This window comes from Tangfeifania sp., from assembly GCF_055108615.1.
Genome location: NZ_JBSQIC010000050.1, coordinates 1 through 26,609 on the forward strand (window position 1 = coordinate 1; position 26,609 = coordinate 26,609).

Genomic DNA, 26,609 nt, shown 5'->3' on the forward strand with positions numbered 1-26,609 from the left:
ACTGAGCTAATTCGGCTTTTATGCAATATTTCAAATTTACTCTGCCTTTTTACACCCTGACTGAGGACCCCGATCCGCCAACCGGCGGAACGTGCTCTGGCCAACTGAGCTAATCCGGCATCTTATTTCAAACCGTTTTTATATCCGGCCTTTCTTTTCAGTACTTTCAGAACATTTGCGTTTTTAAAACAGCGGCGCAAAGTAAGGAATTTATTTTTTAATCTGCAACCCTTTTTTCAAACTTTCAGCACCTTTTTTTCTGTCAAAAAAAAGTGGGTAAGCTACCTGTGTCGCACCGCTACAACCGCCTACCCTTGCTGCCTTCCGACCCTGGGGGAATTCAGCAGGAGCTGGTCGCACAGGACTTACCCGGCGACAAAAGTAGAAAATTTTATATATCCCACAAATTAAACCTGAAAGTTTCACTGAAAATATTTTAAAGCAGCAGGAAATACCGCCTGCAGCGTTTTTTGATAACTTCTTTTGTAACATATTTTAGGCACTGTTTTTAACATCCGAAAAAAAATAGCCTATATTTGCAACAAACTTTACCTAAAAAACAAATAATCATGGAACAAAAATCTTCATCAATCTGGTCAACATCAATTACTTATGGTATTTATTTGGGTGTTGCTGTTATTTTGCTCTCGGTTGTTTACTATGTAACCGGAAATACATTTTCAAAATCCTCACAATGGGTTAGTTACGCTATTATGGTTGCCGGAGTTGTTTTGGCCCAGCTTGCCTACCGAAAATCGCTCGGTGGCACAATGAACTACGGCCAGGCGCTGGGAGTAGGTGTACTAACAGTGCTTATTGCATCTGTTTTGTCGTCAATTTATACCTACCTGCTTTACACTGTAATTGATCCTTCGTTGCAGGAGCAATTGCGCCTTTTCACCGAAGAACAAATTGTAAAACAGGGCAATGTGCCTGAAGCACAAATGGATATGGCAATAGAAATGGCCAGCCGGTTTCAAAAACCCTGGATTATGGCTCTTTCAGGAATTTTGGGTGGTACTTTTGCTGGATTAATTATTTCTCTGATTACCTCCATTTTTGCTAAAAAGAATCCCTCAGAAGATATTGTAGAATAAAAAGTACCGATTAAAAGAATGGATATTTCCGTAGTTGTGCCTTTGTATAATGAAGAAGAATCGTTGCCGGAACTGGCCTCGTGGGTTAAAAAAGTAATGGATGAAAACCAGTTTTCATACGAAATTATAATGATTGACGATGGCAGCAACGACAATTCATGGAAGGTGGTCCAGAATCTTCAAAAAGAAAATTCAAACATTAAAGGAATTAAGTTCAGGCGAAATTACGGAAAATCGGCTGCCCTTTTCTGTGGATTTGACATTGTGCGGGGCGATGTGGTAATAACCATGGATGCCGACCTGCAAGACAGTCCGGATGAAATCCCCGGACTTTTTCGCATGGTAAAGGAAGAGGGCTACGACCTGGTATCGGGCTGGAAGAAAAAAAGGAAGGATCCGGTGCTTACCAAAAACCTGCCCAGTAAGTTTTATAACTGGACAGTGCGCCGCATGACGGGAATAAAATTGCACGATATGAACTGCGGACTGAAAGCGTACCGCAAAAACGTAGTAAAAAGCATTGAAGTTTATGGCGAAATGCACCGCTACATTCCCGTTTTGGCAAAATGGGCAGGTTACCACAACATTGGCGAAAAAGTGGTTCAGCACAGCGAACGAAAATATGGCGTAACAAAATTCGGGGTTGAACGCTTTATCAGGGGGCCGCTCGATTTGTTATCGGTAATGTTCATATCGCGGTTTGTAAAACGTCCCATGCACTTTTTTGGCGTGCTCGGCATTCTGATGATTATGGTTGGTTTGGCTGCCGCCATCTGGCTGGGTGTTGAAAAAATTATTCAGCTGAAGCACGGAATTGTGGGCAACTTAATAACCAACAGCCCCTATTTTTATATTGCTTTAACGGCAATGATTATCGGGGCACAGTTTTTCCTGTCCGGTTTTTTGGGTGAGCTTGTTTCGCGCAGCGCCACCGACCGCAATAAATACCAGGTAGATCAAACCACTTCAGAGTAAAGCAAAAACTTCTATGACCGAAAGAGAAATTCAGTTTCGAAAAAAAAGGGAAATCGCCGAAATCTTCAGCGATTCGTTTGAATTTATTAAACAGGAATATAAAACCGTTTTCAGGCTTATAAGCACTTACGTTTTACCTTTTATTATTGTGAATGCATTTTTGCAGGTGCATGTGCAGCGCAATATCCTTGAAAAAATTGACATTCGGGACACTGAAGCCCTGATGGCCAATTTCGGGCCGGTTTATATGCATTTCTTCCTGGCCTCGCTGTTTACAATTTTTGTGCAGTCCCTTTTTGCAGGAGCCTACTACACCTATCTCGAAGCCTACATAAAAGAGGGGAAAAATAATTTTAGCCTTTCCGATATTTCCCCACAACTTTTTTCAAGCTCGCTGCAGGCAATTAAGGCAGGTTTTGTTTTATTTCTTCTTGTGCTGGCGGGATTTTTCCTCTGTATTTTACCCGGAATTTATTTTGGCAACACCTTTTCAATTTTAGTAGTGGTTTATCTTTTTGAAAAGAATAATCTGGGGCAGTCGATGCAACGCTCATTCCGGCTGGTAAACGTGCAGTGGTGGAACACTTTTCTCATTAACCTGACGGGAGTGGCTATCATTTATTTATCCGGCATCCTGCTTTCTGTCCCAAACATGTTGGCCGGAGAGGTAAATGAAAGTGGAAGTATGCCCGGGGCAGTAGCTGCCGGTTATTCAGTTTCCTACTGGGTATGGACAGGAATTGCATCTGTAATTACCTCGTTGCTCTGGGTTATTCCCTATACATTTTTGGCTTTTCAGTATTTCAACCTCGACGAACGATTGAAGTCCCTGTTCCCGACGCAGCAAAACAGGTAGTAAGCTGCTTAAAATGTAAATTTTGATTCAGACGCAACCTGCTGTTTAGCCAATTGGCATTCGGCAATGAGTTGCTCCATGATTTCCTTTACCGGTTTTATGTAGTTCAGTTGTGCTGAAACCTGCCCTATTTCCAGTTCTCCTTCTTCCAAATCGCCTTCAAAAATTCCTTTTTTGGCCCGGCCTTTTCCCAGCAGTTTCAATAATTCTTCAACAGAGGCACCACGTCTCTCTGCTTCAACAACCAAGTTAAAGAATGCATTTTTAACCAACCGGACCGGTGCCAGTTTTTTAAGCACCAGTTTTGTCCCGCCTTCGCCAAGTTCTGCAACCCGGTTTTTAAAAGCAATGTGTGCCGATGATTCTTCTGAAATGGCAAACAGGGAACCAATCTGCACGCCATCGGCTCCCAAAACCATAGCGGCAAGCATCGATTGTCCGGAAGCAATTCCGCCGGCAGCGAGTAAAGGCAGGCTGGTTGCTTTTCGTACCGAAGGGATCAAAGTTAGGGTGGTGGTTTCGTCCCGCCCGTTGTGTCCGCCTGCTTCAAAACCTTCTGCCACAATAGCATCTACACCGGCAGCTTCGCTTTTTTGTGCAAACACCGAACCTGAAACTACATGCGCCACTTTTATTCCGCGGTCTTTGAGCCAGCCCGTCCATTTTTTGGGGCTTCCGGCCGACGTAAATACAATGGGTACATTATTTTCGGCAATAATGTCCATTATCTTTTCAGTTTCAGGATAGAGCAACGGTACGTTCACCCCATACGGTTTGGAGGTCGCCTGTTTCATTTTCCCGATGTGTTCCCTGAGTGTTTCCGGGTGCATCGAACCGGCACCTATCAATCCCAGTCCGCCAGTGTTACTTACTGCCGATGCCAGTTTCCATCCGGCGCACCAAACCATTCCACCCTGAATAACAGGGTATTTTATATTGAATAATTCACAAATCCTGTTCATATGTGTTCTGTTCTGATTTAATGATTTTTTAAAAATTGAAAATTAATTTTTCGCAGAATTGTTCCCTAATTGCTCCTCCAGGAATTCGATTAACACTTCCCTGGATACTCTTCGTTTTATATCGCCCTCTTTCACAAAAGATACCGAACCACGTTCTTCTGAAACAATAATGGTAATAGCATCGGTGTTTTCGGTAATTCCGATAGCAGCCCGGTGACGAAGCCCCAAACTTTTATCAACATCACGCTGAGTGAGTGGAAGTATGCATCCTGCAGCCGCAATTTTGTTGTTTTTTATAATTACAGCACCGTCGTGTAACGGTGTGTTCTTAAAAAATATAGTTCGAAGAAGCGAAGAGGAAATTTCTGCATTCATCAGTTCTCCTGTGTTGATTTGGTCATTTAGTTCCGAGTTGCCGGCAATCACAATCAGTGCGCCGGTTTTTGATTTTGAAAGCGAAAAACAGGCATCGGCAAGTGCTTCGATTTCCCGGTCCTTGATGCTGGCTTCTTTTCCAATGTTAAAAAGCCTGTCGAGCGAAAGCACGCGATTCAGATTGTAGTTGGTTCCCACAAACACCAAAAACTTTCGGATCTCGGGATGAAAAACAATAATTAGTGCCAACACCCCCACCCCAATAAACTGGCCCATTATTGACCCCAGCAGCTGCATATTCAATGCCCGTACTACCAGCCAAAGCAAATACAACGAAAACAAACCGATGACAATATTAAATGCCACGGTGCCCTTGATAAGCCGGTAAAGCTGATACAACAGCATTGCCACCAGTAGGATATCGAGAATATCGAGAAAACGTATGGTAATAAATGTCGGCATTATTTAACAATCGATTTTAATGCTTCGTAAATTTTAATGGATTCCATGGCTTCTTTCACATCATGTACCCTGAGAATGTCAGCTCCGCCAAGAAGCGCCATGCTGTTTATAACTGATGTTCCGTTCAGTGCTTTTTCGGGAGAACAATTCAGCAATTTCCAAATCATTGACTTGCGGCTTAGCCCAACCATTACAGGGAGCTGAAAAACCTTAAACGAGTCGAGACGATTAAGTAAATCATAATTATGCTGAATATTTTTCCCAAACCCAAAACCGGGATCAATTATAACATCTTTCACACCCAGTTTGGTCAATTTTTTTACCCTGTCGCTCAACCAGTTCGAAACGTCTTTTACAACATCCTCATATTGGGGATTTTCCTGCATTGTTCGTGGGGTGCCCTGGATATGCGTTAAAATATAAGGCACATTCATTTTCCCCATGGTTTCAAACATTTTTGAATCGAGTGAACCGCCTGAAATATCGTTAACGATAATGGGACCAATTTCGTCGATCACCCTCACAGCCACCCAGGAACGAAATGTATCTATTGACAGGGGAATTTCCGGAAAATTTTTGCGGATAGCGTGAATTGCAGGTAAAAGTCTTCCTAATTCGACTTTGGTAGAAACCATTGCCGCCCCCGGCTTTGTTGAAATTGCACCAACATCGATAAAAGTAGCCCCGTCGGCAACCATTTTTTCAACGGCTGCAAGTAAAACTTTGTCGTCCTCCAGTTTTCCGCCGTCGTAAAACGAATCGGGCGTTACATTTATGATTCCCATAACTACCGGGTGGGAAAATTCAATAAGTTCTCCCCCCAGGTTGATCGAGTTTTTCCGTTTGAGGAATTTACCCGCCGACTGGGTAATCAACATAAGCAAAATGTTTTATGGTTATACAATTCAGTTGTACAAATGTATAACAAAACCCCTCAAATTCCTCAAATTTTAATATTTTTATGCTCCAATTTAAAGAGCATGAAAAAAACAAATCAACAATTTGACGAGGTTATAGCCACCTGCCGTTCTGTTTTTTCAAAAAAAATGGAAGATTACGGAACGGCATGGCGAATTTTGAGGCCAAAATCACTTACCGATCAGATTTACATAAAAGCAAGCCGGATTAGAAGCCTTGAAGAAAAGGGTATTTCGAAAGTTAACGAAGGAATCAGGCCCGAATTTATCGGGATTATCAATTACGCGATAATTGGGTTGATACAACTGGAACTGCAACCATCGGAAACTGAACTTGACAAAGCGAAAACACTCGAATTGTATGACCGTTACTTTCAGCAAGCCAAAGGTTTGATGCTGGACAAAAACCACGATTACGACGAAGCCTGGCGAAAAATGCGCGTGAGTTCGTACACCGATTTGATTTTGATGAAGTTGAAACGTACCAAGCAAATCGAAAATAATCAGGGGAAAACAGTAGTTTCAGAAGGCATTGATGCCAATTACCTCGACATTATAAACTATGCGGTTTTTGCATTGATAAAAATCGATTTTGAAGACGAAAATCAAATTTAATTGATATGAAGGCAGTTAAACATATTTCCCGCATATTGGTGGGAATTACTTTTATTTTCTCAGGTTTTGTTAAAGGAATTGATCCCTGGGGTTCGGCTTACAAATTCACCGACTATTTTAATGCAATGGACCTTGAATGGTTGTTGTGGGCTGCTTTTCCACTGGGTGTAATTCTGGCTTTTGCCGAGTTTGCCATTGGTGTTGGGCTGCTTTTCAATGTATTCCATCGCTTTTTTTCCTGGCTGGCATTACTGTTCATGGCTTTCTTTTTGCCGCTTACACTCTGGATTGCCCTGAAAAACCCGGTAACCGACTGCGGCTGCTTTGGCGATGCGCTGGTTATTTCCAACTGGGAAACATTTTATAAAAATATTGTTCTGATGGGGCTCGCCCTCATTGTTTTCCGCTACCGGAACGACATGCCTGAAATTATGGGCAAGAAATCACGGTTTATCCTGGCAGGGATTTTTACCGCTGCATATATATGGGCTGGGTTTTATTCATACAATCATTTACCAATATTTGATTTCAGACCGTATAAAGTGGGCGTAAACATCCCGGAAGGCATGAAAATTCCTGGAGATGCCCCACAAGATGAATACGATAATATCTTCTACTACAAAAACAAAAATACCGGAGAGGTGGAAGAGTTCACCGAAGAAAATTATCCGTGGCAGGACACGCTGAACTGGGAATTCCACGATATGGAGTCTATACTGATAAAAAAAGGCTACGAGCCGCCAATTCACGATTTCAGGATTGAAACACCAGAAGGAGACAATATAATCGACTTCTTTTTATATGATGAGAATTATGTTTTCATGCTCATTGCCTATGATTTAAACAAAACTGCCACCAAACCACTCGATGAAATTAATACACTTGCCAACTGGGCTATGGAAGAAGGAATGTCGTTTATTTGCCTCACCTCTTCCCTGCCCGATGAATCGAGAGCATTTGCAGAAGAACACAACATCGCCTACGAATTTTTCAATTGCGATGAAATTACCCTGAAAACGATTGTGCGTTCAAATCCGGGACTGGTGGTAATTAAAGATGGAACCGTTGTGGAAAAATACCATTACAACGACATCCCCACACCTGCTGAGTTTCAAAACGAATTCATCAATTAATAGTTAATTGTAAAATTTTCAGGTGAAAGGATTATAGTATTGTCATACAAGCTGTTAATTTTGTATTAGAATAAAATTTAAAAACTTAAATATCAGAAAGATGAGAAAAAAAATAGTAGCAGGAAACTGGAAATGCAATACCAATTTGCAGGAAGGTATTCAACTGGCAAAAGAAGTAAACGAACTGGTAGCCAAAGAAGGTGCGGATGACGTTGTTGTAGTGTTGGGAACTCCATTCACTCACCTCGCAAAAGTAGTTGAAACTGTTGATACTGACAGAATTGGCGTGTCAGCGCAAAATTGTGCAGCTGAACCCAAAGGTGCTTTCACCGGCGAAGTATCAGCCGAAATGGTAAAATCAACCGGTGCTGAATACGTTATTTTGGGCCACTCGGAACGTCGTGAATATTACGGCGAAACCAGCGAAACACTCAACAAAAAACTGGCGCTGGCCGTTGAAAACGGCCTCACTCCGATTTACTGCTGCGGCGAGCCGCTCGAAATACGCGAAGCCGGAACACAAAACGATTTCGTAAGAAAACAGTTGGAAGAAACTATTTTCCAGCTTTCAGCCGACGATTTCAAAAAACTGGTGATTGCCTACGAACCCATCTGGGCCATCGGAACCGGCAAAACAGCTACTTCGGACCAGGCGCAGGAAATTCACGCGTTTATCCGTTCCATTATTGCAGAAAAATTTGGAAATGAAGTGGCACAGGAAACTTCTATTCTTTACGGCGGAAGTTGCAAACCGGGCAATGCCAAAGAACTGTTTGCCAACGAAGATGTTGACGGCGGACTGATTGGCGGCGCTTCTCTCAAAGCCGAAGATTTCCTCGGAATTATCAACGGATTTTAAGAAATCAGAAAAATTTTATACACCGAAAGCTCTGCTTTATAAGCAGGGCTTTTTTAATTTTACCGAAAAAAGCACAACAATGAATTACCTGAAACTTACTGTTGCTATTAATCCTTTCGAAGAATGGCTGCACGATGTGCTGACCGCCCAACTCACCGAAACTGGTTTTGAAAGTTTTGTAGAAACCGATAACGGATTTGAAGGATATATCCCCGAAAAAAATTTTAATGAAGAGGAAGTTTCAAATCTGCTTAAAACTTTTGAAGAAAATTACACCTTCGAGGTTCAGAAAGAATTGATTGAGGAGAAAAACTGGAACGAAGAGTGGGAGAAGAATTATTTCAAACCGCTGGTAATTGCTGATAAATGCGTTGTACGGCCCCCGTTTCATAAAGAATACCCGGTGCTCGATTACGAAATTGTGATTGAACCCAACATGGCATTTGGCACCGGCAACCACGAAACCACCTCGATGATGCTGGAAGCGATTCTTGAAACTGATTTGCAGGGAAGAACAGTTCTGGACATGGGCTGCGGAACCGGAATCCTCGGTATCCTGTCATCGATGAGAGGCGCGCGGAAAATTACAGCTATCGACATCGACGAATGGTCGTTTAAGGGAGCTGGCGAAAATGCACAAATCAACCACATTCAAAATATGGAGGTAAAACTGGGCGATGCTTCATTACTCGGCGACGAAAAATATGACATCATTTTTGCCAACATCCATAAAAATGTACTAATGAACGATTTGCCGGTTTATGCGCGTTGCCTGAATAAAAACGGGTTACTTTTTATGAGCGGGTTTTACGTGGAAGATATTCCTGATTTAAAAGCCAAAGCAAAACAGGTTGGGTTAAAAGAAACCGGGTTTAAGTCGAAGAATAACTGGGCAGTTTCGGTTTTTGAAAATATACAAAATAAGGCAATAAGGTCTGACGCACTTCGTGACAATGTATGTCACGAAGGTTAGGGATTGGAAATAAAGTTTTTAGGCTAACAAATAGAAAGCTGTAAAATTCTTAATTGACTGACTGTTCTTTGATCTAAATAATCCAGCAGGTGCCCAATTTTATTGGGTTTTCGGAATGCAGGAACTCCGCTCCATCTCCCAAACTTCCATATCTCTGATATTTTTACCGTCGATGATAAAACGCACGGCCGTGCATTTTTCATGAAACCCTTTGTAGCCCGCAGCTCCCGGGTTTATGTGCAGGAAGTTGAGTTTTTTGTCGTAAATCACTTTCAGAATGTGTGAATGTCCGCTGATAAACAGGTTGGGCGGGTTCCTGTAAATATCAGGTTTTACGTAGCGTTCGTACCGCCCGGGGTAGCCGCCAATGTGTGTCATCCAAACATCCATCTGCTCACACATAAAACGCTGGTGCAATGGGTAAACTACCCGAATATCGTGGCCGTCGATGTTGCCGTAAACCCCTTTCAACGGTTTGAAAGCAGCCAGCCGGTCAGCCAGTTCAAGCGTACCAAAATCGCCGGCATGCCATATTTCATCCACTTTTTCAAAAAAAGAAAACAGTCTTTCCGGTATAAACCCGTGAGTATCTGAAAGAAGTCCAATTCGTTTCATTTATCTTGACTTTGTGCCGAAAATTAAACTAAATTTGTTTGACAGAAGTTCAAAACAAATAAAAAATCATGAAACGAGTAGTAATTGTGCGCCATGCCAAAGCCGTTCCTTACGGATACGAAGACGATTTTAACCGCGATTTGCGCGACCGTGGGAAAAACGATGCCAAACTGGTAAGCGAGGAGCTGAATACTTTAGAAATAAAACCCGATGCCATGATTTCGAGCCCGGCAAAGCGAGCGCTGAAAACAGCACGCATTTTTGCGGAACATTTGGGGTTCGATGCCAAAAAAATCCACGAAATTCCTGAAATTTACGATGGACTAACCACATCGGAATTTGTAGATTTAATTCAATCGCTGGACGATAATTTGCAAACGGTATTTTTCTTCGGACACAATCCCGGGTTTCATATTTTCACTGGAAATCTCCTGAAAAGCTATCACGATGACATGCCCACCTGCGCCACGGTTGGCATCGATTTCCAGGTAGATAAATGGGAACAGGTGCAAGCCCGGACCGGGGAAAGTGCATTCCGCCTCATTCCGAAAATGTTTAAATAATTGTTAATGCAGCTGTTTTATATTCCTGATATAACCGGCAATTCCGTGACACTTGATGAAACCGAATCGAAACATGCGGTGAAAGTTTTGCGGATGCGTGAAGGCGATCGTTTGCAATTAATAGATGGCAAAGGTGGATTTTATGAAGCCGAAATCAGCAATTTGCATCCCAAAAAATGCGTGTTATCCATTTTGAAAACCCAAAAGCGGGCCCGCAGGAAAAATTACCGGCTGCACATTGCCATTGCTCCAACCAAAAATAGTACGCGGTTTGAATGGTTTATGGAAAAAACCACCGAGATTGGAATTGATGAAATCACCCCGCTTTTGTCAGCACACTCGGAGCGAAAAGCGGTAAAATTCAATCGCCTCGAAAAAATCATGGTTTCGGCCATGAAACAGTCGCAAAAAGCATTTCTGCCAAAATTAAATGAAATGGTACCTTTTAATAATTTCATTGAAAATTGTACTGAAGATGAAAAATTTATTGCCCATTGCTACAATGGAGAAAAACCGCATTTGAAAAACCTGCTGGAAAAAGAGAATGATATTTTAATTATGGTTGGCCCCGAAGGCGATTTCAGTTTAGAGGAGGTTGCGGCTGCCAAAAAAAATGGTTTCAGCGAAATATCGCTTGGGAATGAGCGTTTACGTACAGAAACGGCAGGAATTGTTGCCTGCCACACGGTAAATTTGATGTTGGAATAAATTTTCCCTTTCAATCAGGAATTGTAATTTCGCAAAATTATATGAGAATACTATTAATTATAGCAATGCTTTTTACAACCGGGGTTTCCGGTCAGAATGCCGGAGTAAAAATCGGGCTGCTAAAATACAGCGGAGGCGGCGACTGGTATTCTGATCCAACGGCGCTGCCCAATCTCATCGATTATTGTAATCAGCACATGGGCACAAATATACACCCGGAACCATCCACCGTTGAAATAGGAAGTCCTGAAATTTTCAATTTCCCGTTTGTTCACCTCACCGGCCACGGGAATATTGTTTTGTCGGAAAGCGAAGCGCAAAACCTGCGCACCTATCTCGAGGCAGGCGGATTTTTGCATGTGGATGACAACTACGGGCTGGATGAATATTTCCGCCGCGAAATAAAAAAAGTTTTCCCTGACAAGGAGCTAAAAGAGTTGCCACCCTCCCACTCTATTTTCAACCAAAAATATACCTTTAACGAAGGTATTCCCAAGATACATGAACATGACAATAAACCACCCCAGGCTTTTGGAATTTTTATTGAAGACCGGCTGGTTTGCCTCTATACCTACGAAACCGATTTGGGCGATGGCTGGGAAGATGAGTCGGTGCACAACGACCCGCCCGAGGTGCGTGAAACCGCGCTGAAAATGGGAGCCAATATTATTTCATTCGTATTTAGCCAGTAATTTGAGTGATTTTTCAGTTGAAAAATTTATGAAAAAAGTAGTTGCATTTAACGGCAGCCCGCGCAAAAAGGGCAATACAAAAATTTTAATTGATGAGGCTTTTAAAATATTGACTACTGAAGACATTGAAACAGATATAATTTAAACTAATGTTTAAGACAATTCGGTTATTAATTAACATACATAAAATTTAAAGTCATGAAAAAACTATTATTTGCAGCATTATTGGTCTTATTTTCATTTTCAATTAGCTATGCACAAAAGAGTTACAACACTGGTTTGGGGCTAAGAGGTGGTTTCACCAACGGCATAACTCTTAAGCATTTTGTAAGTAGCAATGCCGCCTTTGAAGGAATATTATCGACCCGTTGGCATGGTTTTAATATTACCGGGCTATACGAAATCAATAAAGTTGCATTCGACACACCGGGACTTTACTGGTTTTACGGTGTTGGTGGCCATATTGGATTCTGGGGTGATTACGACGGGAACCCCTGGTTTGAAGATGAAGATGATGATAGCCACACCGTTATTGGTATTGATGGAATAATCGGGATGGAATATGTTTTTGCTGAAATTCCGTTTAGTATTGGCATCGACTGGAAACCTGCCCTAAATGTAGTTGGTCATTCCGGGTTATGGGCTGATGGCGGGGCGCTGTCTGTCCGGTATATTTGGTAAAAATAATATTAGCGGGTTTTTAATCCCGCTTTTTTTATTTTGTAGCCACTACCAAATATTTAGAAACAGACCAAAATTTATTCTGATTATCAATAAACAATGTATCTGCGCTGTTATCACCCGAAATATGAAAGGAATTAACCGGGTGAACTGAAATCACATTTGCTTTCCTTGAATTAAGAGGCAGGTAATCAAATTCTCTGATATCAACTGTTTCAAATAAATCCTTCGAAAATTCTTCAGAAACCACGGGAGTGCTGCCAATTCCCAATATACCACCTTCGCGTTCAACTACCCCGTTATCTCTAAGTTCACTTAAAGAGCTGGAAATATAAAAACCGGTATATAGCTCAACTTCCATTAATTTTAATGAATCCATCTTCCTGGATAAATTTTGCTTCATTACTTCAATTTTCTCGTTCAATTGTGCGATATCCTCACTTTGTGCATTTACAGTTTTGTTCAATTTATCTAATTCTTCCGTTTTTTGTTTTAAATCTTCTTCCAGTTTTTTGGTCATGGTTTCCAATTCGTTAACCATTGATTCCAGTTTCCCGGATTTCATATTGGCATTACTAAGCCGGCGATTTAAAGAAGCAATTGATTCTTTATTCTTTTCAAGTAAATCGCTGATTGCAGAAATATCAGCAATGATTCGTTCTCTTTTATTTTTTGTATCTGCCCGTTCGGGTTCATCCGAAATTACAAGCAATTCTTCCATTTTTTTAATGGAATCGAGACTTGCCTGAATTTCAGTAAAATCATCTAAATAATTTACGATTGTACTTTCTTTTTGTTGCGTAACAGTCACTAAACTGTCAACTTTAACCTGCAGATTTTCAGCATCCTTTTTGTAATTATGGCACGATACAAAAATTAAAATCAGTAAAAAAGCGGTTGCATTTTTCATCTTAATACATATTTTGGATTTCATTTCAAATCAGTTAATACTTAATACGTTCCGCTTTACATAAAAGATTCAAAAATTACTTTACAAATCACCAAAAAATAGAACAAATAAAAACAGGTGTTTATTAATATTTCAGAATGAATACCAACAAAAAAGCCCATCCGTTTAAAGGACAGGCTTTTAATAATAATATAGTAAATAAACCTATGCTTGTTCCAGTTCTAAAGTCTGGGTTGGCAGGTCGCAAATTTCTGAGGGGCCAAAGTATTGTATGGGGCCGGGATAAATATAATGAGTTCCCATGGCCCACTCTCCCCTTTTGGTAACAAAATATTTAAAAGGAGCGCCATCCAGTTCAACCAATGCTTTTTGAATAACCGGTTTCATGTGGCCGTGACGCCTTTCCATATTCATCATCATAGTTACCGGAACGCCGCCGGCAATCCATTCTTCAGCCGGTGCAGTAAGATTTCTAACAGAAGCCATATAACCTGTTTTTCCTTCAGAAACCAAAACAGAAGCCGTGGCCCCGAGTGAGTAACAATAATCGGCATCGAAATTTGACGGTGCGGCGCAACGGCCTTCGTAACCAAAGAAATGGTACTGGGTATTGAATTTTCCTGAAAATTTTCCTTCTTCTTTCATTTCAGCAAGGCGTGTTTTCACCATTTCGCCAAGCAGTTTCTCGGTTTCAATTAACGATACCTGAACATTCCCGTGCGGGTCGCGGTCGAGTGTTAGCTGGTTGGCAATACCCGATGGCAATGACTGAAAAAGATTCGCAGCATCAGTTGATAATTGCGAGGCTACCCATTCGCGGCGATGACTTTTCTTTAGCATTTTAAATTCTTTGCCGGTTTCAGTTCCTTCGGCCAGTAAATCGTTCAGCTCAGCAATAAGCTTTTTCATTTCGGGAATAAACTCTACCAGCCCTTCAGGAATAAGTGCCACACCGAAGTTGTCGCCATTATCGGCACGTTGCGCAACAACACTGGCCATGTAATCCACAATTTCGCCAAGTGTTTGCTTTTTCTCAGCCACCTCTTCCGAAATAAGTGTAATGTTGGGTTGGGTTTTCAGCGCACATTCCAGTCCGATGTGAGAAGCCGAACGGCCCATAAGTTTTATAAAGTGCCAGTATTTTTTTGCTGAATTGGCATCGCGCTGGATGTTGCCAATCAGTTCGGAATATACTTTTGTTGCGGTATCGAAACCAAACGATGTTTCAATCATTTCGTTTTTCAGGTCGCCATCAATAGTTTTGGGGCAACCAATAACCTGCACTCCGGCATTCTTTTTCAAATAATATTCAGCCAAAACACAGGCGTTGGTATTGGAATCGTCGCCGCCAATAATTACCAGGGCATTCAAATCCAAATCTTTGGCAATTTTCAGTCCTTTGTCAAACTGCCATTCCTCTTCCAGTTTGGTACGGCCCGAGCCAATAATATCGAAGCCGCCGGTGTTGCGGTATTCATCAATTTTATCGGCAGTAAGTTCAACATAAACATGATCGACCAATCCGCCGGGGCCACCCAGAAAACCGTAGAGTTTACTTTCCGGGTTTATTCTTTTGATTCCGTCGAATATGCCCGAAATTACATTGTGGCCGCCCGGAGCCTGTCCGCCCGACAGGATTACCCCGATGTTTACGGGTGTGTTGCTTTTTTGTCCAGCACCTTCCTCAAAAGCAATAAGCGGCATTCCGTAGGTGTTTGGGAACAATTCTTCAATTTCTTTTTGATCGGCAACCGATTTAGTTTTTTCGCCTTCTACCAATTTAGCTGACCCCTGAAGAGATTTGGGAAGTTTGGGCTGATATTTTGCCCGTTCTTTTTGTAATGCACTAATATTCATTTTCCCTGGATTTTAATTCTAATGATTTAAATTGTTTATTTCCAAAAATAACCTATTTAAAACTGAATACCTACTGCTGAAATTTTTCGGCAGTTGATTTAAAGAAAAATTAAGAGGTCTGTTAAAATGATAAAGTAAAAGTGCCATTATTCATTTAATTTGGCACTTCAAAATTTACTTTTCAGGGTTAAAACGTTGTTTGTTGTATCGTTTTTCCCATTTTTCAAGGGCAAGCTTTTGTAAATCTTCCACTTTATCGGATTCATCCACAATTTCGAGCCCCAAAAGCGTTTCAAATAAATCTTCCATGGTAACCAGCCCAACCACACTGCCAAAGTCATCAACCACCATTGCCAGGTGCTCGCGGTTCAAAATCAGCGTATCCATAAGTTTGGCCACGGTAAAATTATCTTCCACAAAAAGAATATCGCGTTTTATTTCCTTTGCTTTAACCGAATGTTTATCCTGTGCCAGTTTTTCCAGTATATTGTCTTTCAGAATCAGCCCCGTAATATTGTCAGGATGCTCGTGGTAAACAGGTATTCGTGAAAATACCATTGGTTTTATGTCCTTGTAAATTTCTTTCATGGGCGACTCTTCGTCCACCATCAAAATAACGGAACGGGGAGTCATGATATCGCGCACTTTAAGATTTTCCAGGCGCAGCAAGTTTTGAATAATAGATTTCTCTTCCCTGTCGAGTGCCCCGCTTTTAAGTCCGGCATCTGCCATTGCAGCAAAATCGGCCCGGCTGAAAACGCTGCGGCCTTTTTCGTTTTTCACCAGGCGGGTTATACTCTTGCTCATCCACACAAAAGGAGCCAGTACAAACATCAAAACCTTTAAAGAGCGCACGGTAAACGGGGTTAATTTCTTCCAGAAATTGGCTCCCAGTGTTTTAGGAATAATTTCAGATAAAACCAAAATTGCCAGGGTCATTGTTCCGGCAATCAATCCTTCGTATGTCACATTTATGCCTAAAACAGTAAGATGGTTTGCACCAAATAATTTTCCGGCCTGAACGCCAACTCCAAGAGCACCTATCGTATGTGCACATGTGTTTAAAGTCAGGATGGCTGACAAAGGCTTGTCTATATCTTCTTTCATCTTGTTCAGTATATGCCCCACTGTTGGCATCTCGTTTTGCATACGACTGATAAAGGAAGGGGTGATGCTTAGTAGCACGGCTTCCCACATGGAGCAAAAAAATGAAACAACAATTGATAAAACAAAATAGAAAAGTAGTGTTGCCATAGTTAATTTATCTCTGAAAACAGCGCCGGAAGGTTTGTCTCTTTCTCCGGTTTTTATGCGTTTTCAGTAAACAGTACGAAAATATGCAATTATCGGTTCATTCGAAATGGGAAATCCATTTTTTTTAACACAATGCTGCTAATAAAGCTTTTTTGCCTTAGCTCTTTAACTTTACAAGTGTTGAACAGAAAAACCACTTGTAGATTTACGAAAATGTATCAGCCATGAAATCAAATTTTAACATATCAAACATTGGGGTTGCCGGGAGTTTGTGCATTGGACAGCCCTGCAAAAATCAGGGCAAATGCGGTAGCCGTAATCAGATTTTACATGATTATAGTTTTAACGGTGAAATTTTTCTGAAATAAACTTTAAGCCGTCAAACAAGCCGGTTCGCCAGTAGCTCCATTGATGGCCACCATTTCTAACGCGGTATTCGTGCGGAATGCCCAAATCGCGCATTTTTACATGCAGCGCCGAATTGCCTTTGTACAGAAAATCATCGTCGCCACAATCGATGTAAAAACGAATGGCTTTCAGCTTTTCCTTGTCCACACTGTCGAGTAAATGCAGCGGACTGTATGATTTCCAGTAATCTGTCACCTCGCCGTTTTTTGGTTTTGGTCCGTATATATTTCCAAAATAGCGGTCATAGGCATCGTTGGAAAGAATTTCCTCATCGGTGAAGGTTCCTGCGCTCATGGCTACACATGACGAAAACATTTCAGGATGCCGCATAGAAAGCAACAATGCGCCGTTACCGCCCATGGAAAGCCCCGCTATAGCCCTGAATTCCTTCTTGCGCCGAATACGGTATTCGCTTTCAATAAACGGGATAAACTCCTCAACAAACATATCTTCCCAGGGGTCGTTGCCATCGTAACTGTTGATGTACCACGAAACTTTTCCGTCGGGCATTACAATAATACACGGAGAAAAATCGCCGCTGGCAATACCTCGGTCGGCAATGCTGTTGGCTTCGCCGAACTGAATCCAGCCGGTTTCATCATCGGAATAGCCGTGCAGCAAATAAAGTACCGGATAACTTCGCTGCGAAGTTTCATACCCCGGTGGCAGATAAATGGAATATTCTACCGGGTAGCTCACTTTTTCGCTTTCAAATACAAGCGATTCGAATACTTTTCCCGTTTGTGCAAATAGGGTTGCAGAAAAAAACAAAACAAAAATTATCACAAAAAATTTTTTCATTTTTGCTGGTTTTTAGATTAAAAAACAAAGCTAACATAAATTTATAACCGAAACAATCCCTGTCTTCGCATCGAAAAGAAATTGAACTTTCAATCCTGCCCGTTTTGTCATATTTATTCACCCAAACTTTTTTAATTTTACCCTCATTTTAATCTTGTTAAATTATCACCAAAATGAAAAAAATACCGTTTTTAATTATTGCTTTGATTATGACCATTAAACCCGTATTTGCCCAGGAAACCGATCCCTATCAGTGGCTCGAAGAAGTTGACAGCGAAAAAGCCCTGCGATGGGTGAAAGAATGGAATAAAAAATCCGTTGATGTTATCACCTCGCAGGAAGGATACGATCAACTCTTCGAGAAAAACCTCGAGATTTTAAACTCCACCGACCGCATTGCATCACCATCTATTTACGGCGATTACATTTATAATTTCTGGCAGGATCGGGAACATGAGCGCGGTATTTGGCGTAGAACTTCGCGCGAAAGCTACCTCAATGGAAATCCTGACTGGCAAATCCTTCTGGATATAGATAAGCTGGCTGAAAAAGATGACATAAAGTGGGTGTTTAAGGGGGTCTCAGGCTTGTATCCCGACTACAACAGGTTCCTTGTCAACCTATCAAAAGGTGGTGGCGATGCCGTAATTGTCCGCGAATTTGATGTTACGAAAAAATCATTTGTTGAAGATGGTTTTTATTTGCCCGAAGCCAAAGGGGGAGCCAGCTGGATTGACAAAAACACACTGGTGGTTTCCACCGATTTTGGCGAGGGAGTTACCACATCCGGTTATCCCATGCAGGTTAAAATCTGGAAAAGAGGAACAAAACTGGAAAATGCCCGCGAAATTTTTAAAGGTTCGGAAAATGACATGGGAATTTGGGGGTCGGCCCAGCGAACACAAAACAAAATTTACCAACTGGTTTCGCACAGGACTTCGTTTTACGAAGGCTCCTACTATTTTATTGAAAACGGCAAACTGGTGAAACCCGAATTGCCCGATGACATTGAGATGAATACCATCTTTAAAGACCAGGTTATTTTTCAATTAAAATCGGACTGGAATGTGAACGGAAAAATGTTTTCGCAGGGAGCGGTAATCAGTATTGATTATAACGATTTAATTGCCGGCAATTTGAACTTTGAACTTATTGTTGAACCCGATGAACGTTCAAGCATTACGGAATTAAACGACACCAAAGACCGCCTGCTGGTAAATATGCTCGTGAATGTAAAAAGCGAACTTTATGCCTACGAGTATAACAAGGACTGGAAAAAGGAAAAAATTAATGTCCCCGATTTTGGAAATATCTCGCTGGGCTCTGCCGATGAGGCAGGAAACGGCTATTTTTTCTATTTTCAGAATTTTCTGGAACCTTCAACACTTTACTACGGAAATGCAAAAACCGGTGAGTTTTCAGCAGTGAAATCACTCCCCAACTGGTTTGATACCGATAAATTTGAGGTTGAACAATTTGAAGCCGTCTCGAAAGATGGCACCCGCATTCCCTATTTTGTAGTGCATGCAAAATCGATGAAAATGAATGGCGAAAACCCGACACTTTTATATGCTTACGGTGGATTTGAAATTCCGATGATTCCGAGCTATTCGGCCACAACCGGAACAAACTGGCTCGAACACGGCGGAGTTTACGTTTTGGCCAACATAAGAGGCGGTGGCGAGTTTGGCCCCAAATGGCACCAGGCCGGGCTGAAAGAAAACCGCCAGCGGGTTTATGACGATTTTCACGCTGTGGCCGAAGATTTAATTGAGCGCAAAATTACTTCCTCAAAAAAACTGGGAATTTATGGCGGCAGTAACGGTGGATTGCTGGTTGGCGTTGCCTTCACCCAACGTCCCGATTTATATGAAGCAGTGGTTTGCGCCGTTCCGTTACTGGATATGAAACGCTACAACAAACTGCTGGCAGGTGCCAGTTGGATGGCTGAATACGGAAACCCGGACATCCCGGAGGAGTGGGAATACATAAAAGAATATTCGCCCTACCATAACCTTGAGAAGGGAAAAGATTACCCGGAAGTATTTTTTACTACATCTACCCGCGACGACCGTGTACACCCGGGACATGCCCGCAAAATGGTGGCAAAAATGAGTGATTTGGGCTATAAAATTTATTATTTCGAAAATACGGAGGGTGGCCATGCCGGAGCTTCAACCAACGAGCAACGGGCAAGAATGATAACGCAACTCTATTCATACCTGCAAATGAAATTAATGGATTAGAGCAAACAGGGTGCAAAAACCTGATGAAAAATATCAGTATTTTGCACCCTGTAAATCAGTAAAAAAAATAAGCGTGTCTCGCGGAATGTATCTATGTTTGTGATGTACAAAACCCGATACATAGAACCAGATAGACGCTTTTGAAGGTTATTGAGTAATCCCGGTTAGACGCGCCGGGATTATTTTTTTATGTACTCACCCAATTATTCTAAAAAAAACTTGTTTCATTTTGACTTATTTTAGAATGCCAAATAGTGATTTTTAAATCCCTGGCATAATGCTACTGATGGAACAAAAATTACTATTGAAAGTTTATGTTTTGAAATTGACCGTGTTTTAAAATAAATGATTGCTAATTTCATTGAAAATTGTAACTTTCCGGCTGAAAATAAATTAAGAACCATGCAAAAAACGATTAAACTTTTACTCTCTTTTTTACTTATTAACGGACTGATTTTCAACTACTCCTGCATAACCGACGAACCTGAGCAACGTACACCTGAAGACGAAAAGGCTGAGCTGGATGCAATGCTGGTTAAATTGAATGATTCAGGATATAACATAGACACTACCGAAATGGGTGTGTACTATCTTGTAAAAGAGCCGGGTGAAGGGCCGTTTCCCCAGGCTGGTGATACCTGTTTCATCGATTTCACGGGGTACCTTTCCAACGGGGTGATTTTTGAATCATCGGAAGAGTTTTACGATAACGGCATTTGGAAATTTGTATATGGTAATCCCGAAATTATACCTGGTTTGGAAGACGGAATAGCCCACATGAACAAAGGAGCCAAAATAGAAATGATAATCCCGTCGAACCTTGCCTACGGGGCAAATGGCACAGCTAATATTCCTCCTTATACCACTCTGTTTTATACATCTAAAATGCATGATTTAAGGCCAAAGGGACAGTAGGTAAAAAGCCATAAAATTACGTCTAAATTTAAAGAGCTATCGCTTTTCTTTTCCGGTTGCTTTCAAGGCAGGCTTCCAGAATTTTTAAAACTTCTGTTGCCTCTTCGGGTTTTACGGCCAGTTCGGCACCATTTCTCAATACATCAAAAATGTTATCATAAAAGGCATTGTAATTGCCTGGAATCGTCTGCACTTTCCCCTGAAATTCCAGCCCGTCATTTTCATAAGTCAAAGTGCCCCACTCTTTTTCAGGTTCAGTTCCCCAGTCGTCTCCCACCGGCAACTTCCCGGATTTCATCTTTTCTTCCTGGTTATCGATTCCCCATTTGTGAAAAGTTCCGTATTCGCCAAATATGCTGTAGCGCGGACCGGGAGCTTTTACAAGGTACGAACATTTCAAAATAACGGAAAAACCGGTGTACTCCAAACGAATATCGTAATAATCAGCCACTTTACCTCCCCGCCTTACTATTTTCAGGCGGGCATCAACCCATTCCGGTTTTCCGAAAAGCACGTAGGCCTGATCCACCATGTGCGAACCCAGATTGTGCAAAACTCCTACATATTCGTCACCTTCCTCTTTCCAGGTATCAGGTTTAATAAAGGTGCGGTAACGGTCGAAATGCGATTCAAACTCAATAAGCCGGCCAAGTTTTCCCTGCTCCAGCACTTTTTTCACCGTAAGGAAATCGCCATCCCAGCGGCGGTTTTGGTAAACCGTGAAGAGAACTCCTTTTTCGCGGGCAAGTTTCACCAACTCTTCGGCCTGACAGCTTTTTTGAGCGACTGGTTTTTCAACAATAACATTTTTGCCGGCGTTTATTGCCTGCTTTGCCATTTCGTAATGCAATGCATCGGGGGTGTTTATCACAACCAGCTCTGTTTCCTGGTTTTCAAGAATCTTATTGAAATCTCGCACAATCTCCGCATCAGGAAAAAGTTTGGCTGATAGTTTTTTTGAACGTTCAAGAATTTGAATGACCTCAAATTCCGGATGCACTTTAAGTGAGGGGCCGTGAAAGACCTGCCCCGACATTCCAAATGATGCTAAAGCTACTTTTATTCTTTGTTTCATGCTGTTTATTTTTAAGCCATTTGCATGGTCATTTTACTAAAAGTTGTTGAATAACATTCCACAATTTACCTATTTTACAACATATATGGTTTAATTAACAAATATTTGATTGTAACTTCGGGTAAGAAAACGAAAATAATTTATAGTCAGAAAGAATATGAAAAGATTTGTTAAAAGTTTTATGCGAGACATTATCTGCTGCAACCTGGAAACAGGAACTTTTCCGGGGCCCATAGTCACTATTTCGCGCCAGTCGGGTTGTTCTGCAAAGCGAATAGCCATTAAACTGTCTAAAATTCTGACTGGTTACAGCTACATGTCGGACACCAAAACCGATGCCGAATGGAGATGGGTTGACAAAAACATTTTTGAAGATGTTGTGGATGAGATAATTGAAGAAGTAAAGGAAGGTGACTACGATGATAAAGAAGAATCCACTGAGATGCTGAAAAAAGTAGCTCATTCATTTTCCAACGAGACTATTTACGATATTTCGGATGAAAAAATGATTGACGCTTTTAAAGGTGTTGTTTGCCAGTTGGCCTGCAAAGGGAGGGTAATTATTGTTGGCCGATCGGCCGGCGTAATTTTAAAGGATTTACCCAACAAACTGAATGTACGACTGGAAGCTCCAATGGAATGGCGGATTAACCGGATTATGCAGTTAAAAGAATGCCTGCAGGCAGAGGCGGTTGAATATGTTAAAGAAATGGATTTTAAAAGGGATTCATTTATTGAAAAAGTGATTGGACGAAAAGCGATGAACGATGATTTTGATGTGATTTTTAATTATGCCTCCATGCAGGATGACGAAATTATTGATGCCATTGTAAATATACTGAAAAACAAAAAAATAATTTCACAACACGAAGAGTATTGAATGAAATAAATCCTGAATGGTTTTGAAATGTGAAAATTTTGTGCTTAATTCGGTAGAAATTATTAAAATTTAAATTCTTCTCACCTTACAAAAAGCTGTCTGAAAAGGCAGCTTTTTTTTATAACTTTTTCAGCCATGCTTCGGCTTCTTTCAAACCGGTAAAATCATGGTTTTTAACTGCATAATCGAAACCAGGCTGAAGCGAAAATGCACCGTATTCACCCGATTTGCTCAACGCAATATACCCAATCTGGTGTTTTTCGTAATCGGGTATTTTTTTCACAATGCGCTTCACTGCTTCCTCGCAGGCTTTTGCCGGCGACATGCCGTTGCGGATGAACTCCACAACCAGAAAAGATCCCAGCGTTTTCATAACCAGCTCGCCCGAACCGGTAGCGGCAGCCCCACCCACTCCGCCGTCAACAAAAAGGCCGGCTCCAATAATTGGTGAATCACCTACCCGTCCATGCATTTTAAAGGCCATTCCGCTGGTTGTACAGGCACCACATAAACGACCGTCGGTATCAACAGCAAGCATGCTAATGGTATCGTGGTTTTCTTCCAACTGGTTTTCAATATTTGTTTTCGGACTGAATTCTTTCTTCTCTTTTTTCCATTTTTTCCAGCGTTTGCGCATGTCGTGGGTTAACAGCTTCTGTTTTTCAAAACCATTGGCCAGTGCAAATTTCAGGGCTCCTTTCCCGCTCAGCATGACATGCGGGGTTTTTTCCATTACCAGCCGGGCAACCGAAACCGGATGCATAATATGTTGCAAAAAAGCTACTGAACCCGCATCGCCTTTTTCATTCATAATGCAGGCATCGAGCGTTACTTTCCCTTCTGCATCGGGTATTCCGCCGTAGCCCACGGTAATCACTTCCGGATCAGCTTCAGGTACGCGCACACCGGCTTCTACCGCGTCGAGCGAATAACCATTGCCGGCAAGAATTTTCCAGGCTTCTTCATTGGCGGGCAAACCATGATTCCATGTGGAAATAACAACCGGCTTGCAAGGTGCAGCTTTCCACATTGCCGACGCAAACATTTTATTTGATGCGCTTACTCCTGCAATTCCAATTGTACTTTTTGCTATGAATGAACGACGTGTAACCATTTTGACATTATTTTTTCAGAATCAATCTTATTCGTTCGAAAAATCCTGCAACATTTTCCTGTATTTTGAAAATGCAACAGCCCTTGAAATAAATCCTAGGTATTTACCATTATCAATTACAGCCAGATTATACCGTCCCGAAGATTCAAATTTTTCAGCAACTTTTTCCATTGTATCAGTTGGCGAAATATAATGTTCCGGCATATACATCAGGTCTTTCACTTTTACTTTATCGTATAAATCGTGCTCAAAAATCAGGTTTTTAACGTCGGCCAGTTTTACCATTCCGTGTAAAACCCTGTTTTGGTCAACCACAGGATACAAATTTCTTTTTGAATGCGAAATTGCTTTTACTAAATCGCCCAAAGTGGCATCGGGGGCAAGTTCTTCAAAGTCAGTTTCAATAAGCTGCCTGACTTCCATCAACCGCAGCACCGCTTTATCTTTATGATGTGTAATCAAATCTCCGGTTTTGGCCAGTTGTTTGGTATAAACTGAATGCGGTTCAAAACGCATAATGGTTAAATATGCAGCCGTTGATGTAGTAATGAGGGGGATAAACATATCATATCCACGTGTTATTTCGGCAGTTAAAAAAATAGCAGTTAACGGGGCATGCATAACGGCAGCCATCATCCCGGCCATTCCTGCCAGCGCAAAGTTATCTTCCGGAAGCCACACGCTGCTGGAAATATTTATGAATTTTGCGAAAAAGAAACCGGCAACGGCCCCCATAAAAAGGGAGGGCGCAAAAATTCCGCCAACTCCGCCTGAACCTATGGTGGCAGCCATTGCAATTACTTTAAAAACCAGCACTCCGGCCAAAAACAGAACAATCAGGTATTCGTTATTTTTCCATGGAAAAAACATGGAGTTATTCAGCAATTCATCACCCTGTCCGTTAAAAATAGTGATAATTCCTGTATAGCCCTCACCCCAAAGCGGAGGAAAAACAAAAACCAAAATTCCCATTACAATACCTCCCAGGATTAGCCGCAACCCCCATGAACTTATTTTTTTGAACCGGCTTTCAACATACATTGTCATCCGTGTAAAATAAATTGCCACAAGTCCGGTAAAAATACCAAGCAGAATGTAAAACAAAATTGTATCTACTGTAAATTCATTTACCAGGGAAAAACGCAGCAACACCCCTTCGCCCATAAAAAAGTAGGAAAGAATAGTTGCAGTAACCGAAGAAATGAGCAGCGGAATGAGATAAGCCATGGTTAAATCGAGCATTAGCACCTCAAGGGTAAAAACAATGCCCGCGATGGGCGCATTAAAAATGCCTGCAATACCTCCAGCCGCCCCGCATCCAATCATTAATGTAATGTATTTGTAATTGAGTTTAAATACCCTTGCCAGGTTGGAGCCAATTGATGCACCGGTTAACACAACCGGAGCCTCAGCCCCTACCGATCCTCCAAAGCCAATAGTAAGCGAACTGGCAATCATTGAAGACCACGTATTGTGCCTTCGCAGCCTGCTATTCTGACGTGATATGGAATATAATATTTTGGAAACCCCGTGCCCGATATTGTCTTTCACAATAAAACGCACAAACAGAACAGTTAATAAAATTCCAACCAGCGGGTAAACCAAATAGAGATAACTTATGGAATCGGAATTGAACCAGCTGGTAAGTTGCCCGGCAATAAAATGGATAAGATTTTTCAGTGCAAGTGCCGACAAACCACTCACAATGCCCACAACCAGGCTGAGAATATAAATAAATTGTTTTTCGGGAATTTTCGCAATTCTCCAAACAATGAGCTTATTGAGCCAGTGCTTGTAAGCTTCCCCCCCCAATATCCTATACATGCGAAACATCTTTTATTTGTTTTCGGTATTTTGTAAAAACCCGGGACCTTGATATGAAACCATAATAGTACCCGTTCTTATCAATCACAGCAAGGTTGTACCTGCCTGATGATTCAAATTTATTGGCCACCACTTCCATATTGTCATCCGGTGAAATCGAATACTCGGGCATATACATCAGGTCTTTAATCTTCACTTTATCGTACTGTTCCTGTTTAAAAATCAATTCTCTGACATCGTCCATTTTTACCATTCCCAGCATACGCCCCTCGTCATCAACAACAGGAAAAAGATTTCGGTGATTTCGTGAAATGGCTTTTGTCAAGTCGCGCAGCGTTGCATCGGGCGATAATTTTTCAAAATCGTTTTCAATCAGCTCTCTAACTTCCAGCATTTGCAAAACGTTGGCATCTTTATCGTGGGTAAGCAGTTCTTTTCTGCGGGCTAACTGAAAGTGATACACGGAATACGGCGTAAATGTACGCACAACAATGTAGGAAAAAGTTGCCGTAACCATTAGCGGTACAAACATTTTATACCCTCCCGTAAGGTCGGCAATCAGAAATATCCCGGTGAGCGGGGCATGCAAGACTCCTGCAATTAATCCGGCCATCCCGATCAATGCAAAATTATTTGTATTAACGTGCCTGATTCCGGACAAATTAATCAGCATCGAAAAAAACATGCCGGTATTTGCACCCATAAAAAGGGTCGGGGCAAAAATTCCACCAACTCCCCCACTCCCAAAAGTAAGCGACATGGCTATTATCTTCAACAATGTTACTACAGCCAGAAGCACTAATGCAGCCCATATTTCATCTTTCAATCCGTAAAACAAACTG

27 protein-coding genes and 1 other RNA gene are annotated in these 26,609 nt (G+C 41.5%); 15 read left to right on the top strand and 13 right to left on the bottom strand.

Going from position 1 to position 26,609, the window contains the following annotated elements; genetic code table 11:
* Nucleotides 1-271: 271 nt before the first annotated feature.
* Nucleotides 272-371: signal recognition particle sRNA small type (gene ffs / locus ACTCNA_RS11390), an RNA gene on the bottom strand.
* A 198-nt stretch (nt 372-569) separates the two neighbouring features.
* On the opposite strand from ffs, the gene ACTCNA_RS11395 reads away from it, so the two are divergent.
* The 3 genes from ACTCNA_RS11395 to ACTCNA_RS11405 are packed head-to-tail and all read left to right on the top strand — an operon-like array spanning nt 570 to nt 2,928.
* Entirely contained in the window at nt 570-1,097 is a 528-nt protein-coding gene (locus tag ACTCNA_RS11395; protein WP_462948039.1) for a DUF4199 domain-containing protein, read from the top strand.
* A gap of 18 nt (nt 1,098-1,115) precedes the next feature.
* Nucleotides 1,116-2,072, top strand: coding sequence for a glycosyltransferase family 2 protein (locus ACTCNA_RS11400; protein ID WP_462948040.1), 957 nt, complete (start codon nt 1,116-1,118; stop codon nt 2,070-2,072).
* Nucleotides 2,073-2,085: 13 nt separating this feature from the next.
* Nucleotides 2,086-2,928, top strand: coding sequence for a hypothetical protein (locus ACTCNA_RS11405; RefSeq protein WP_462948041.1), 843 nt, complete (start codon nt 2,086-2,088; stop codon nt 2,926-2,928).
* An 8-nt stretch (nt 2,929-2,936) separates the two neighbouring features.
* On the opposite strand, the gene ACTCNA_RS11410 is transcribed toward ACTCNA_RS11405, so the two are convergent.
* From ACTCNA_RS11410 to folP, 3 genes are read right to left on the bottom strand one after another with little or no spacing between them, the layout of a single operon-like run.
* Nucleotides 2,937-3,890: an NAD(P)H-dependent flavin oxidoreductase gene (locus tag ACTCNA_RS11410; protein ID WP_462948042.1), complete on the bottom strand. Its 954-nt coding sequence runs from the start codon at nt 3,888-3,890 to the stop codon at nt 2,937-2,939.
* Nucleotides 3,891-3,932: 42 nt separating this feature from the next.
* Entirely contained in the window at nt 3,933-4,727 is a 795-nt protein-coding gene (cdaA, locus tag ACTCNA_RS11415; RefSeq protein WP_462948043.1) for a diadenylate cyclase CdaA, read from the bottom strand.
* A complete protein-coding gene (gene folP, locus ACTCNA_RS11420; RefSeq protein ID WP_462948044.1) occupies nt 4,727-5,605 on the bottom strand; it encodes a dihydropteroate synthase in 879 nt (292 codons plus the stop codon). The genes cdaA and folP overlap by 1 nt, the downstream gene beginning before the upstream one ends.
* Nucleotides 5,606-5,707: 102 nt before the next feature.
* Here folP and ACTCNA_RS11425 point away from each other — a divergent pair, with 102 nt between their 5' ends.
* From ACTCNA_RS11425 to prmA, 4 genes are all read left to right on the top strand, one after another.
* Nucleotides 5,708-6,259: a DUF1599 domain-containing protein gene (locus tag ACTCNA_RS11425; RefSeq protein WP_462948045.1), complete on the top strand. Its 552-nt coding sequence runs from the start codon at nt 5,708-5,710 to the stop codon at nt 6,257-6,259.
* Nucleotides 6,260-6,264: 5 nt separating this feature from the next.
* A complete protein-coding gene (locus tag ACTCNA_RS11430; RefSeq protein ID WP_462948046.1) occupies nt 6,265-7,392 on the top strand; it encodes a BT_3928 family protein in 1,128 nt (375 codons plus the stop codon).
* Nucleotides 7,393-7,492: 100 nt separating this feature from the next.
* Nucleotides 7,493-8,251 (top strand): triose-phosphate isomerase, encoded by a 759-nt coding sequence (gene tpiA, locus ACTCNA_RS11435; protein ID WP_462948048.1) that lies wholly within the window; start codon nt 7,493-7,495, stop codon nt 8,249-8,251.
* Between the two features lie 79 nt (nt 8,252-8,330).
* Nucleotides 8,331-9,224, top strand: coding sequence for a 50S ribosomal protein L11 methyltransferase (prmA, locus tag ACTCNA_RS11440; RefSeq protein WP_462948050.1), 894 nt, complete (start codon nt 8,331-8,333; stop codon nt 9,222-9,224).
* A gap of 99 nt (nt 9,225-9,323) precedes the next feature.
* On the opposite strand, the gene ACTCNA_RS11445 is transcribed toward prmA, so the two are convergent.
* Nucleotides 9,324-9,839, bottom strand: a complete 516-nt coding sequence (locus ACTCNA_RS11445; protein ID WP_462948051.1) for a metallophosphoesterase family protein — start codon at nt 9,837-9,839, stop codon at nt 9,324-9,326.
* A gap of 68 nt (nt 9,840-9,907) precedes the next feature.
* Here ACTCNA_RS11445 and ACTCNA_RS11450 point away from each other — a divergent pair, with 68 nt between their 5' ends.
* Genes ACTCNA_RS11450 through ACTCNA_RS11470 form a run of 5 tightly spaced genes read left to right on the top strand, consistent with a single transcriptional unit; the run spans nt 9,908 to nt 12,483 of the window.
* Complete coding sequence (locus ACTCNA_RS11450) at nt 9,908-10,402, top strand: SixA phosphatase family protein (protein ID WP_462948052.1); 495 nt, start codon at nt 9,908-9,910, stop codon at nt 10,400-10,402.
* Between the two features lie 6 nt (nt 10,403-10,408).
* Nucleotides 10,409-11,110 carry a 16S rRNA (uracil(1498)-N(3))-methyltransferase gene (locus ACTCNA_RS11455; protein WP_462948053.1) on the top strand — a complete coding sequence of 234 codons (702 nt, stop codon included), beginning with the start codon at nt 10,409-10,411 and terminating at the stop codon, nt 11,108-11,110.
* Nucleotides 11,111-11,151: 41 nt separating this feature from the next.
* Entirely contained in the window at nt 11,152-11,802 is a 651-nt protein-coding gene (locus ACTCNA_RS11460; RefSeq protein ID WP_462948054.1) for a DUF4159 domain-containing protein, read from the top strand.
* A 28-nt stretch (nt 11,803-11,830) separates the two neighbouring features.
* The gene (locus ACTCNA_RS11465) at nt 11,831-11,947 is read left to right on the top strand and encodes an NAD(P)H-dependent oxidoreductase (RefSeq protein ID WP_462948055.1); all 117 of its coding nucleotides are present in this window, start codon (nt 11,831-11,833) and stop codon (nt 11,945-11,947) included.
* Between the two features lie 53 nt (nt 11,948-12,000).
* A complete protein-coding gene (locus tag ACTCNA_RS11470) occupies nt 12,001-12,483 on the top strand; it encodes a hypothetical protein (protein ID WP_462948056.1) in 483 nt (160 codons plus the stop codon).
* A 34-nt stretch (nt 12,484-12,517) separates the two neighbouring features.
* On the opposite strand, the gene ACTCNA_RS11475 is transcribed toward ACTCNA_RS11470, so the two are convergent.
* The 4 genes from ACTCNA_RS11475 to ACTCNA_RS11490 all read right to left on the bottom strand — a co-directional run bounded on the left by ACTCNA_RS11475 (nt 12,518) and on the right by ACTCNA_RS11490 (nt 17,713).
* A complete protein-coding gene (locus ACTCNA_RS11475) occupies nt 12,518-13,393 on the bottom strand; it encodes a Cbp1 family collagen-binding glycoprotein adhesin (protein ID WP_462948057.1) in 876 nt (291 codons plus the stop codon).
* A 204-nt stretch (nt 13,394-13,597) separates the two neighbouring features.
* Nucleotides 13,598-15,250 carry a diphosphate--fructose-6-phosphate 1-phosphotransferase gene (locus ACTCNA_RS11480; RefSeq protein ID WP_462948058.1) on the bottom strand — a complete coding sequence of 551 codons (1,653 nt, stop codon included), beginning with the start codon at nt 15,248-15,250 and terminating at the stop codon, nt 13,598-13,600.
* 174 nt (nt 15,251-15,424) lie between these two features.
* Nucleotides 15,425-16,504, bottom strand: coding sequence for a CNNM domain-containing protein (locus tag ACTCNA_RS11485; RefSeq protein WP_462948059.1), 1,080 nt, complete (start codon nt 16,502-16,504; stop codon nt 15,425-15,427).
* A 342-nt stretch (nt 16,505-16,846) separates the two neighbouring features.
* On the bottom strand, nt 16,847-17,713 hold the full coding sequence (locus ACTCNA_RS11490) for an alpha/beta hydrolase (RefSeq protein WP_462948060.1): 867 nt from the start codon (nt 17,711-17,713) through the stop codon (nt 16,847-16,849).
* Nucleotides 17,714-17,886: 173 nt separating this feature from the next.
* On the opposite strand from ACTCNA_RS11490, the gene ACTCNA_RS11495 reads away from it, so the two are divergent.
* Nucleotides 17,887-19,959, top strand: a complete 2,073-nt coding sequence (locus ACTCNA_RS11495) for a prolyl oligopeptidase family serine peptidase (protein WP_462948061.1) — start codon at nt 17,887-17,889, stop codon at nt 19,957-19,959.
* A 402-nt stretch (nt 19,960-20,361) separates the two neighbouring features.
* The gene (locus ACTCNA_RS11500; protein WP_462948062.1) at nt 20,362-20,874 is read left to right on the top strand and encodes an FKBP-type peptidyl-prolyl cis-trans isomerase; all 513 of its coding nucleotides are present in this window, start codon (nt 20,362-20,364) and stop codon (nt 20,872-20,874) included.
* Between the two features lie 28 nt (nt 20,875-20,902).
* Here the strand turns inward: ACTCNA_RS11500 and ACTCNA_RS11505 are convergent, their stop codons facing one another.
* Nucleotides 20,903-21,949: a Gfo/Idh/MocA family oxidoreductase gene (locus ACTCNA_RS11505; RefSeq protein WP_462948063.1), complete on the bottom strand. Its 1,047-nt coding sequence runs from the start codon at nt 21,947-21,949 to the stop codon at nt 20,903-20,905.
* 181 nt (nt 21,950-22,130) lie between these two features.
* Here ACTCNA_RS11505 and ACTCNA_RS11510 point away from each other — a divergent pair, with 181 nt between their 5' ends.
* Complete coding sequence (locus tag ACTCNA_RS11510; protein ID WP_462948064.1) at nt 22,131-22,829, top strand: cytidylate kinase-like family protein; 699 nt, start codon at nt 22,131-22,133, stop codon at nt 22,827-22,829.
* A 118-nt stretch (nt 22,830-22,947) separates the two neighbouring features.
* Here ACTCNA_RS11510 and ACTCNA_RS11515 read toward each other — a convergent pair whose 3' ends face one another.
* The 3 genes from ACTCNA_RS11515 to ACTCNA_RS11525 form a co-directional block, all read right to left on the bottom strand.
* A complete protein-coding gene (locus tag ACTCNA_RS11515) occupies nt 22,948-23,943 on the bottom strand; it encodes a N(4)-(beta-N-acetylglucosaminyl)-L-asparaginase (RefSeq protein WP_462948065.1) in 996 nt (331 codons plus the stop codon).
* Between the two features lie 27 nt (nt 23,944-23,970).
* Nucleotides 23,971-25,767 (bottom strand): chloride channel protein, encoded by a 1,797-nt coding sequence (locus ACTCNA_RS11520; protein WP_462948066.1) that lies wholly within the window; start codon nt 25,765-25,767, stop codon nt 23,971-23,973.
* A partial coding sequence (locus ACTCNA_RS11525) for a chloride channel protein (protein ID WP_462948067.1) occupies nt 25,760-26,609 on the bottom strand: 850 nt, incomplete at its 5' end. The genes ACTCNA_RS11520 and ACTCNA_RS11525, both read right to left, overlap by 8 nt.